Genomic DNA, 10,642 nt, shown 5'->3' on the forward strand with positions numbered 1-10,642 from the left:
ATACGAAACCGTCACAATACACGTCACGGACTTTGATGGCCTCGGAGGCGTGTTGTTGCCATGCAATCACTGCATCGCAACCTGGCTCTCCTCGTCCAGGGCGGCGTCGGGCGAGGCTTCCGCGGTCTGGATGGGGTTGTCGGGCGCTTCCGACTTGGCCTTCGCAAGGAACTCGGCGATCTCGTCCATGCTGGCCTTGGCCAGCTTGGAGAGCGCCTCCTTGTCGAGAGCGGCGACGGAAGGCGCGGCGACGGGGCTGGAGCCTTCCAGGCGCTTGGCCCGGCGCTTCTGCGCGTCGAACACGTCCCAGACATAGGCTACCTTGGTCTCTCCATCCTCGGTCGAGGTCGAGAGATAGCCCCGGACCCGGTAGCGCGCCTCGGCATTGGCGCCCACGAGGTCGACCTTGCGGTCGGTGGCGGCGGTCGCGAGCTCGTCGGCGAGCGCCGTGCGGATCGGGACGGGTGCGCCGTCGATGCTCTCCAGGGCCACCGGAACCCCCTCGGGTGAGGCCGTGAATGCCGTCTGGCAGGCCGCCAGCGCCGCCGTCAGCGCGATCACAGCGAGCCGTCCTGCAAGCGTCATCCTGGCCATGAAAGCCCCCGGTTCTTGTTCTTCGTAACGAAGTCTTAAGCTTAACGGAGGGCTTCGTCCAGATCAGGCGCGCCGGCGCAGCCGGTGGGCCGCCTCGTCGAGGCCGAGGGCCGTCAGCCCCGCCACGAGCCCCCAGAAGGCCGAGCCGATGCCGAACAGGGTGAGGCCCGAGGCGGTGACGGCAAAGGTCACCACGGCCGGGAAGCGTTTGGCGTCCTCGGAGAGGGAGGAGCCCAGGGCCCCTGCGAAGGAGCCGATCAGGGCGAGCCCAGCCACCGTCTTGATGAGCTCCGGCGGAAGCGCCGCGATGAGGCCTATGAGCGCCGCGCTGAAGGCGGCGAAGGCCAGGTAGCTCAGGGAGTAGAACGGTCCGACCATCCAGCGCTTCGACGGGTCGGGATGGGTGTCGGGGCCGGTGCAGATGGCCGCCGAGATGGCGGCCAGGTTGCTCGTATGGGCGCCGAAGAAGGCGGTGACGATCGAGGCAAGGCCCGTTCCGGCGAGGATCGGGCGGGAGGGCGGCTGGTAGCCGGAGGCCTTGAGCACGGCAAAGCCCGGCAGGTTCTGGGAGGCCATGGTCACCAGGAACAGGGGAAGCCCGAGCCCGATCAGCGCCGCAGGCTCGAAGGAGGGCGCGATGAAGGTGAGGGAGGAAAGGGTCAGGCCCGACGTCAGCGGCCGGGCCATGCCGCTCCCGAACGCAAGGCCGAGGCCCACGAACAGCACGGCCAGCACGGCGAGCGCCGGGTTGAACAGCCGCACCACGAGGAAGAGGGCGACGAGGGGCAGGACGAGGCCAGGCGCTCCCTGGGCGCTCTGGAACACTCCGACCACGAACTGCAGCAGCACCCCGGCCAGCATGGCCGCCGCGATGGCGGTGGGGATGCGCTCGATCAGGCGACCGAAGGGCTTGATGAAGGCCGCGAGCACGATCAGCGCGCCAGCCAGCAGGAAGGCGCCGACCGCCGCATGGATGGAGAGGTCCGTCGATGCCGCGACCAGGGCCGCGCCGGGCGTGGACCAGGCCGTGATGACCGGCATCCTGTAGCGGACGCTCAACGGCCCGCTGGTCGCGGCCATGGCCAGGCACAGGGCTGCGACCCAGGAGGAGGTCTGTGCCGGATCGGCCCCCACGGCCTGCGCCGCGGCGATGATGATCGCAATCGTGCTGCCGAACCCCACCAGGGCCGCAACGACGGCTGACGTGACGATCGACAGGCGCATCCCGATGCTCCGCTTCCTTTCCGCGAGCTTGGCGGTTTAAACCGAACGACGGGGCTGCGCCAGTTCGCCGGCGGCACTTTCCTCGCGACTCCCGAGCCCTTAAATCTCTCCCATGAGTCGCAATACGTACAACGACGTCCCGCCGGATATCCTGGACAACGGGGATGAGGATGAGGCCGTCGCGGTCGAGGCCGGGTCCGATATCGAGTTCGACCTGGAGGCCAATCCGGGCTCCGTCCAGCGGGGCACCGAGGTCATCCGGCATTTCTGGACGACCCTCCCCAACGCGCCTGGCGTCTATCGCATGCTCGACGCCAAGGGCGACGTTCTTTACGTCGGCAAGGCCAAGAGCCTGAAGAACCGGGTGGGCTCCTATGCACGGGGTCAGGCGCATTCGAATCGCATCGCCCGCATGATTGCCGAAACCGCCTCGATGGAGTTCGTCACCACGGCGACGGAAACCGAGGCGCTGCTGCTCGAGGCCAACCTCATCAAGCAGCTGAAGCCCCGCTACAACGTGCTGCTGCGGGACGACAAGTCGCTGCCCTATATCCTGCTCACCGCCGACCACGAGGCGCCGCAGCTCGTGAAGCATCGCGGCGCGAGAAAGCGCAAGGGCGACTACTACGGGCCCTTCGCCAGCGTCTGGGCGGTGAACCGCACCATCAACGCGCTCCAGCGCGCCTTCCTCCTGCGCTCCTGCAACGACAGCTACTACGAGAACCGCACGCGGCCCTGCCTGCTGTTTCAGATCAAGCGCTGCTCGGGACCCTGCACCAACGAGATCCCGCACGACGAATATGCCGAGCTGGTCGCCGAGGCGCGGGCATTCCTGTCGGGCAAGTCCAATGCCGTGAAGCAGCGCATCACCGAGGAGATGCAGAAGGCGGCGGAGGAGCTCGAATTCGAGCGTGCCGCGCGCTGCCGCGACCGCCTGGCGGCGCTCTCGGCCATCCAGGGCGTGCAGGGGATCAACACCCAGTCGGTGGAGGAGGCGGACGTGTTCGCCCTCGACGAGCAGGCGGGGCAGTTCTGCGTCGAGGTGTTCTTCTTCCGCAACTGGCAGAATTGGGGCAACCGCGCCTATTTCCCGAAGGCCGACAAGTCCATGAGCCCGGACGAGGTGCTCGGCGCCTTCCTCGCGCAGTTCTACGACGACAAGCCCGCGCCACGCCTCATCCTGCTCTCGCACGAGATCGAGGACGCGGAGCTCATGGCCGCGGCGCTCTCGACCCGGACCGAGACCAAGGTGGAGATCCACGCGCCCCAGCGCGGCGAGCGGCGCCAGCTCATCGATTATGCCCTGCGCAACGCCCGCGAGGCGCTCGGCCGGCGGCTCGCCGACACCTCGTCGCAGCAGAAGCTTCTCGTCTCCCTCGCCCAAGCCTTCGGCCTGCCGAAGGTGCCCAAGCGGGTGGAGGTCTACGACAACTCTCACATCATGGGCACCAATGCGGTCGGCGCCATGGTGGTGGCGGGCGCCAACGGCTTCATGAAGCAGCACTACCGCACCTTCAACATGAAGTCGGAGGAGCTGAAGCCCGGCGACGACTACGGCATGATGAAGGAGATGCTGCAGCGCCGCTTCGCCCGTCTCGTGAAGGAGGAGCCGAAGGGCTCCTCCGCCGACGGCGAGAGCGGCGACGACGCGTTTCCCGCCTGGCCGGATCTGGTGCTCATCGACGGCGGCAAGGGGCAGCTCGAGGCCGCGCGCCAGGCGCTGGCCGAGGTTGGGGTGAGCGAGGACGACGTGGCCCTCATCGGCATCGCCAAGGGGCGCGACCGCGATGCAGGCCGCGAGACCTTCTTCAAGCCGGGCCAGCCGCCGTTCAAGATGCCGCCGCGGGACCCGGCGCTCTACTTCGTCCAGCGGCTGCGCGACGAGGCTCACCGCTTCGCCATCGGCGCGCATCGAGCCAAGCGCAAGCGCGAGCTGGTGAAGAACCCCCTCGACGAGATCCCCGGCATCGGCCCGACGCGCAAGCGGGCGCTCCTGCACCATTTCGGCACCGTCAAGGCGATCCAGCGCGCCGCCTTGGAGGACCTGATGAAGGCGCCCGGCGTGAATGCCGCAACGGCCCGGGCCGTCTACGACTTCTTCCATGAGCGGGGATAGTCCGGCAATCGATGGGGGATCACGTCCCGGTGACCTTCGGTAATTCCGAGCCTCTGCGATTGACGGATCGTCTGTCGTCATGCTTCCTGCGCTTGATATGAAGACTGCTCCCTCCTTCAGCCGCTCGAAGGCCTTCAACCTGGCCAACCTGCTGACCTATGGTCGGCTTGCGGCGGTTCCCGCCGTGGTCGGCCTGCTGTTCTGGCCGGAGGACCACTGGTCGCGCTGGGCCGCGCTGATCGTCTTCGCGCTGGCCGCCATCACCGACTACCTCGACGGCTACGTGGCGCGCACCTTCGCCCAGCAATCGGCGCTCGGGCGCATGCTCGATCCCATCGCCGACAAGCTGCTGGTGGCCGCCTGCCTGCTCATGCTGGTGGCCGACGGCACGATCCACGGCTGGGCGCTGTGGGCGGCCATCGTGATCCTGTGCCGCGAGATCCTGGTCTCGGGCCTGCGCGAGTTCCTGGCCGAGCTGAAGGTGAGCGTGCCGGTGAGCCGGGTCGCCAAGTGGAAGACCACCCTCCAGCTTGTGGCGCTGGGCTTCCTCATCGCGGGGCCGGCCGGCGAGACGGTGCTGCCCAACAACACCCTGATCGGCATCGTCCTGCTCTGGATCGCCGCGCTCCTGACGATCTATACCGGCTGGGACTACTTCAAGAACGGCATCCACCACCTCATGGACGAGGGCTGAGCCCATGAAAATCGTCTACTTCGCATGGGTGCGGGAGCGCATCGGCAAAGCGGAGGAGCAGGTCGATGTGCCGGATGGCATCGGCACCGTTGCCGACCTGGTGCGCTGGCTCAAGAGCCGGGGGGAGGAATATCAATACGCCTTCGAGAACGAGGGCATCGTGCGCGCCGCCGTCGACCATACCCATGTAAAGCCTGAGGCCTCCATCGCGGGAGCGCGGGAGATCGCCTTCTTCCCGCCGATGACGGGGGGGTAGCCCCGCCGGGGCCGCATCGCCATGGCACGCACGATCCGCATCCAGGCCGAGCCCTTCGACGCCGCCGCCGAGACGGGGCTCCTGACAAAGGGGAGGGGGGACATCGGCGCGGTCGTCGCCTTCACCGGCCTGTGCCGGGACGAGGACGGACGGCTGGCCGCCCTCGAACTGGAGCACTATCCCGGCATGGCCGAAGCCGAGATCGGCCGCATCGCCGCCCAGGCGGAGAGCCGCTGGCCGCTGCTCGGCCTGACCGTCATCCACCGCTTCGGCAGGATCGCGCCCGGCGAGGAGATCGTGCTGGTGCTGGCCGCAAGCGCCCACCGGCAGGCGGCCTTCGAAGCCGCATCCTTCCTCATGGATTACCTCAAGACCCGGGCGCCGTTCTGGAAGCGCGAGCACCTCAAGGACGGCACGGTCGGAGCCTGGGTCGAGGCCAAGGAGGCTGATGACCGCGCTACCCAGCGGTGGGGCTGAAACATCACGCTCCTTTCGCCCGAATTCCGTCCCGCAGCGCCTCCGGGGAGGGCCAGAGATAGACGACCACCGGCCACTCCCGGGCATCGACCTTCACGAGAACCCGCTTGGCGATGGTGCCGCCGATCGCGTCGTAGAAAGAACGGTACGGGTTCTGCTCGAAGGCACCTATGGCAACCGGGCCCGGCGCCGTCTCCTTCAGCCATTCCGCCGCCTCGAGAAGGAGCCGCTGGCCAATCCCGCGTCCCTGCCGTTCGGGCGAGACATAGAGCAGCGTGATCTGGGACGCAGCGCCCACGTCGTTGCGGTCTCCCAAACGCGCGGCGAGGAAGCCTGCCACGCTGCGGGCCTCCTCGGCGACCAGCAGCAGTTCCCGTTCCCCATCGAAATCGGACGAGAGCCATGCCTCGACCTCCGCTCGCCGGTAGTCCGGATCGGTTCGGGGACCGAGTTCCGCCTCGGGCATGAAGCCGGCATAGGCCTGCCGCCAGCCACCGGCGAGGATCCGCCCGATGGCGGCGCTGTCGGAGACGGATCCGCGGCGGATCATGAGGTTTTCGGAGGGCTCAGTCATGGAAGGGAAGGGGCGGCTTGAGGCGAGTTCCTTGACCTTATGCCGCAGAAGGCGGAGCATGGCGAGCCGATGACAAGCGGAGATGCTCCATGCGCAGCGCTGTCGTTCTTGGGCTCCTCATGCTCTCTCCCGCCGTCGCCCACGAGAGGCCTGCGGTGCCTCAAACCGTTCAGGCTCCCGATCACAACCCGCTCGACTGCTACTGCCGGGCCCAGGGGCGCATCTTCGCGCCCGGCGAGAAGGTCTGCCTCAGGACCGCCCAAGGCCCGCGGCTCGCCCAGTGCCAGATGGAGATCAACGTGATGTCCTGGAGCATCACGGAAACGGCGTGCCCGGATGCATGAAAAAACGCCGCCGGAATGCGGCGGCGTCGAAACTCTGGAGCCGATTGGGTCGACGGAGCCTCAGAGGAGGCCGGCGACGATGGCGAGAATGAAGGAGGAGGAGACGCAGACGGCGGCGATGTTGAGCTTGGACGTCCAGTCCAGGTTCGATGTCATATTCATCGGGTGCCCCTTTCCGCGTGAAGGGGTTAATACCCCTCTCTGAACGGATAGGAAGGTATCAAACCTGCGAGGGCCTGAGAAGCACTTCGAAAGAGATAGAGCGGTTCCGGAGCGGCTCGAGAAATGGTTAACAAATGGTTAACGTCTTGTTTTTCCAAGGCTGGATCCGCATAAGACCTTCGTCGAAATAAGTTCCTGCTCCATACTGTCGCACTCCTCTTTTTCGGTGAAATGTGCCGTGAAAGGGGCTCCCGACCCCGAATCGCCCACGCGGCTGAGCCTTTCCTGCCGTTGACGGGATGTTTACGGCCCCGCTCTAGGGTTCGGGCCATGCGTCGTGGGTTAGTTGCGTTTGTTGCCCTATCGCTTGTCGGCCTTGGGCTTACCGGTTGCGGCCTGTTCCGGTTCGAGCAGCGCGAGCCCTGGCGCGCGCAGGCTGAGGAAGCCTGCCTGTCCCAGCGCCTCGTGCAGCCTTCTGCCTACATGGCCCTGGGCAACAAGATCGACGGGCCGGGCGTCTGCGGCATGGACTATCCCTTCAAGGTATCCGCCTTCAACAACGGCGCCGTCGGCCTGAAATCCAGGGTGACGCTCGCCTGCCCGATCATCCCGAGCATCGACACCTGGCTCAACGAGATCGTGAGGCCGGCCGCGGAAATGTATTTCGGCGTTCCTCTCGCCGACCTGAAGGCCGGATCCTATTCCTGCAGGCCCCGCAACAACCAGATGGGCGCGAAGCTGTCCGAGCACTCCTTCGGGAATGCCATCGACATCATGGGATTCGCCCTGGCCGACGGCCGGGAGATCTCGGTCGTCGACGGCTGGCGGAGCAGGGATCCCGCCCAGCAGGACTTCCTGCGCGAGGTTTTCGTCGGCGCCTGCCGGTATTTCACGACGGTTCTCGGTCCGGGCTCCGACGCCTTCCACTACGATCACTTCCATCTCGACCTTGCGCGGCACGATCCGAGGGGCGAACGGCGCATCTGCAAGCCGATCCTGAAGTTTACGCCCCGGATCGATCCCGAGCGCAGCCGGGAGGTGCTCCAGAGCGCCGCTGCCTCGGGCGAGATTGCTCCCGTCGACCTGGAGCAGGATGTGGCGGAGGGCCAAGCCTATATTCCCCCCGCGCCGCCTCCGGCTCCCGCCTTGGCCGCCCCCGTGCAGCGCTTCTCCTCCGGCTATTCTCCCGACCTGCCGGGGGCGAATGCCGCGTCGCCCAGAGGGCAGCCCGTACAGCCCTATCCGCCGCTTCCTCCCACCGGCCGCCCCGTGGAGCAGACCTATGCTCCGCCCAGACCCCTGCAGCGTCCCGCCGGGGAGCCGATGGTGCTGAACAGACACGCCCTCTATTAAACCGCAGGCGCAGCCTTGACCTCCGTGGGCTTCGCCCACATGGTCGGAGGACAACCGAAGATCTGTTGGAGCACCCCGAATGAAGTGGCTGGCGGCTTTCATCTCCTTGATGCTGTTGAGCGGCCCCGTCCTCGCCCGTGAGATCACGCCCGCGGAGCGGCGCGAGGAACCCTTCGACGCCACCCTGCCGGCCTGCGCCGACCCGTCCGTGCTCCACGACATCAGCGTGAATTTCCAGAGCAAGGAATACAAGTTCTGGAACTCCAACCTGCAGATCGTCGCCTTCGAGCAGGTGCGGCAGGTGGCCTGGCGCCCCTGGGGGCTCGACTACATCCCCCGCCGCTACTGCACGGGCACGGTGGTCGTGTCGGACGGCCTGAAGCGCAGGATCAATTTCTCGATCCGCGAGGATCTCGGCTTCATCGGCATCGGCTGGAATACGGAAGCCTGCGTCGACGGCTTCGACCGCCATTATTCCTTCGCTCCCCATTGCAAGCAGGCCGCCCCTTGATCCTGCGCCGGTGCCTTGCCGCCGCGGGTGCCTGTCTTCTCTCGCTTTCCGCCATGGCGGCTCCCGGGCCGCGGGAGGCGAGGGGCGCCCCCATGGGGCAGTTCGACTTCCATGTGCTGGCCCTCTCCTGGTCGCCGGGCTTCTGCGAGAACAGCGGCAGCCGCAGCCCGCAATGCGACAGCGGCAGCGGGCTCGGCTTCGTGACCCACGGCCTCTGGCCGCAATACGAGCAGGGCTATCCCAGCTTCTGCGAGCCCAGCGGCCGCTTCGTGCCGCAAGCGGCCATGGCGGACGCCAAGGGACTCTTCCCGGACGACAATCTCGCCCGCTATCAGTGGCGCAAGCATGGAACCTGCACGGGCGAGTCCCCGAGCGGCTACTTCCAGGCCGTGCGGCGGGCCCGCGAGCTCGTCCGGATCCCGGACGGCTTCAAGGGCCTGGACAGCCGCTCGCAGGTGCTGCCGAGCGAGATCGAGCGCGCCTTCATCGACGTCAATCCAGGCTTGCGCCCCGACATGATTGCGGTTTCCTGCGGACGGCGCATCCTCCAGGAGGTGCGCATCTGCCTGACCAGGGATCTGCGCGGCTTCCGCTCGTGTCCCGAGGTCGACCGCGACGGCTGCCGCGCGGGCGCAATCACGGTTCCCGCGCCCCGATAGGACGGACATGAATTACCGCCATGCCTTCCACGCCGGCAATTTCGCCGATGTCATGAAGCACGCGCTGCTGGTGCGGATCCTTACCTATCTGCAGCGCAAGGACACCCCGCTGCGGGTCATCGACACCCATGCCGGCATCGGGCTCTATGACCTTTCGGGCGACGAGGCCGGACGGACCGGCGAGTGGGTCGAGGGCGTCGGGCGCTTGGACGAGCCTTTCGCTCCCGAGGTGGAGGACATTCTCGCGCCCTACCGCAAGGTGATCGCCGATGTCCGCGCCCGGCACGGGCAGACCATCTATCCCGGCTCGCCCGGCATCGTGCGCGAGCTGCTGCGGCGCCAGGACCGGGGCGTGTTCGTGGAACTGCACCCGGCCGATCATGCGGTGCTGAGCGAGGCCTTCAACGAGGTCTCGAACCTGAAGGTGATGCATCTCGACGGCTGGACGGCCCTGCATGCCCTGATCCCGCCGAAGGAGAAGCGCGGCCTCATGCTGATCGACCCTCCCTATGAGCAGCCCAACGAGTTGGAGCGGCTCGGCACCGAGACGCTCGCCGCCCTGAGAAAGTGGTCCACCGGCGTCTATGCGGGCTGGTACCCGATCAAGGATGCGCGGCCCGTCGATGCCCTGTTCGATCGCCTGCACCGGGAGAGCCCGCGCGCGGGCCTGCGGCTGGAACTCTATGTGGACGATCCACGCGACTCCGCGCGACTCAATGGCAGCGGGCTCTTCGTCCTCAATCCGCCCTGGATCCTGAAGGATGAGGCGGAACTGCTGCTGCCGGCCCTTGCCGAGCGCCTGTCCCGCAGCGGCTACGGCGCCTATCGCTGCGAGGCCTTCGGCCCCCCTGCTTAAAACCGATTGCGGCGGGCGCCTCGAACGGTCATGACTCCTGTCCTTCTCTTCATCAGGGGTTCTCTTCCATGCTCGTTCTTCGCTCCTCGCCCGCATCGCCCTTCGGCCGGAAGGTGAAGCTCTCCGCCGCGATCCTCGGCCTCTCGGACCGGATCCAGGTGGTGGATGCGGATACCCTGAACCCCGAGGATTCCATTCGCCAGCAGAACCCGCTCGGCAAGATCCCGGCGCTGATCCTGGAAGGCGGCGAGGTGCTCTACGATTCCCGGGTCATCGTGGAGTATCTCGATCATCTGGCTGGGGGAGGGCGCATCATCCCGAACGGCGCCGGGCGCTTCTCCGCCCTGCGCGACCAGGCCCTGTGTGACGGCATCATGGATGCGGCGCTGCTGCAGGTCTACGAGGGCCGCTTCCGTGCGGAAGACAGGCGCGAGCCGAAATGGGTCGACCACCAGGCCGACAAGGTGCGTCGCGGCCTCGCCCATGCGGAGGCCCATCTCTCGACCCCCGGAGAGGATCTGCATATCGGCAGGATCGCGCTTGCCTGCGCACTCGGCTATCTCGACCTGCGTTTCGGCGGCCGGTGGCGCGAGAGCCATCCGAGGCTCGTGGCGTGGCTTGCCGACTTCGAGGCCCGCGTTCCGGCCTTCGCCAAGACGAAGGTCACCGCGTGAAACGAAAAGGCCCGGGGGTTGCCCCGGGCCTTGTTGTGTTGTGCTGCGGCGCCGGATCTTAGTAGGTGCCGAAGCGGAAGTTCAGACCGGCGCGGATGACGCCGAAGTCGGTCTCGCCGTCGAAGCCCGGGAAGTCGTCGTCGTTGTC

Annotated in this window: 13 protein-coding genes; 10 read left to right on the forward strand and 3 right to left on the reverse strand. The window is 67.0% G+C overall.

From position 1 onward, the window contains the following. Positions 1–66 precede the first annotated feature (66 nt). On the reverse strand, positions 67–594 hold the full coding sequence (locus tag GR303_RS21545; protein WP_161725918.1) for a hypothetical protein: 528 nt from the start codon (positions 592–594) through the stop codon (positions 67–69). Between the two features lie 63 nt (positions 595–657). Beyond that, on the reverse strand, positions 658–1,818 hold the full coding sequence (locus GR303_RS21550) for a benzoate/H(+) symporter BenE family transporter (RefSeq protein WP_161725919.1): 1,161 nt from the start codon (positions 1,816–1,818) through the stop codon (positions 658–660). 112 nt (positions 1,819–1,930) lie between these two features. Between GR303_RS21550 and uvrC the strand changes: the two genes are divergently transcribed. The 4 genes from uvrC (at position 1,931) to GR303_RS21570 (ending at position 5,361) form a co-directional block, all read left to right on the forward strand. After that, entirely contained in the window at positions 1,931–3,934 is a 2,004-nt protein-coding gene (uvrC, locus tag GR303_RS21555; protein ID WP_161725921.1) for an excinuclease ABC subunit UvrC, read from the forward strand. 97 nt (positions 3,935–4,031) lie between these two features. Then, entirely contained in the window at positions 4,032–4,628 is a 597-nt protein-coding gene (gene pgsA, locus GR303_RS21560; protein WP_161725923.1) for a CDP-diacylglycerol--glycerol-3-phosphate 3-phosphatidyltransferase, read from the forward strand. Between the two features lie 4 nt (positions 4,629–4,632). Beyond that, the gene (gene moaD / locus GR303_RS21565; RefSeq protein WP_161725925.1) at positions 4,633–4,884 is read left to right on the forward strand and encodes a molybdopterin converting factor subunit 1; all 252 of its coding nucleotides are present in this window, start codon (positions 4,633–4,635) and stop codon (positions 4,882–4,884) included. Positions 4,885–4,905: 21 nt separating this feature from the next. Next, positions 4,906–5,361, forward strand: a complete 456-nt coding sequence (locus GR303_RS21570; RefSeq protein ID WP_161725926.1) for a molybdenum cofactor biosynthesis protein MoaE — start codon at positions 4,906–4,908, stop codon at positions 5,359–5,361. 4 nt (positions 5,362–5,365) lie between these two features. On the opposite strand, the gene GR303_RS21575 is transcribed toward GR303_RS21570, so the two are convergent. Continuing rightward, positions 5,366–5,935 (reverse strand): GNAT family N-acetyltransferase, encoded by a 570-nt coding sequence (locus tag GR303_RS21575; protein WP_210254035.1) that lies wholly within the window; start codon positions 5,933–5,935, stop codon positions 5,366–5,368. An 89-nt stretch (positions 5,936–6,024) separates the two neighbouring features. On the opposite strand from GR303_RS21575, the gene GR303_RS21580 reads away from it, so the two are divergent. The 6 genes from GR303_RS21580 to GR303_RS21605 all read left to right on the forward strand — a co-directional run bounded on the left by GR303_RS21580 (position 6,025) and on the right by GR303_RS21605 (position 10,494). Continuing rightward, entirely contained in the window at positions 6,025–6,279 is a 255-nt protein-coding gene (locus GR303_RS21580) for a hypothetical protein (protein ID WP_161725929.1), read from the forward strand. Positions 6,280–6,771: 492 nt separating this feature from the next. Then, the gene (locus tag GR303_RS21585; protein WP_161725931.1) at positions 6,772–7,794 is read left to right on the forward strand and encodes an extensin-like domain-containing protein; all 1,023 of its coding nucleotides are present in this window, start codon (positions 6,772–6,774) and stop codon (positions 7,792–7,794) included. Between the two features lie 79 nt (positions 7,795–7,873). Continuing rightward, positions 7,874–8,305: a hypothetical protein gene (locus GR303_RS21590; protein ID WP_161725932.1), complete on the forward strand. Its 432-nt coding sequence runs from the start codon at positions 7,874–7,876 to the stop codon at positions 8,303–8,305. Then, entirely contained in the window at positions 8,302–8,964 is a 663-nt protein-coding gene (locus GR303_RS21595; protein WP_246205791.1) for a ribonuclease T2, read from the forward strand. The genes GR303_RS21590 and GR303_RS21595 overlap by 4 nt, the downstream gene beginning before the upstream one ends. A gap of 7 nt (positions 8,965–8,971) precedes the next feature. Next, complete coding sequence (locus GR303_RS21600; RefSeq protein WP_161725934.1) at positions 8,972–9,820, forward strand: 23S rRNA (adenine(2030)-N(6))-methyltransferase RlmJ; 849 nt, start codon at positions 8,972–8,974, stop codon at positions 9,818–9,820. 68 nt (positions 9,821–9,888) lie between these two features. Further along, complete coding sequence (locus tag GR303_RS21605) at positions 9,889–10,494, forward strand: glutathione S-transferase family protein (protein ID WP_161725936.1); 606 nt, start codon at positions 9,889–9,891, stop codon at positions 10,492–10,494. The last annotated feature ends 148 nt before the right edge of the window (positions 10,495–10,642 follow it).

This window comes from Microvirga arsenatis, assembly GCF_009910705.1.
GTDB lineage: Bacteria > Pseudomonadota > Alphaproteobacteria > Rhizobiales > Beijerinckiaceae > Microvirga > Microvirga arsenatis.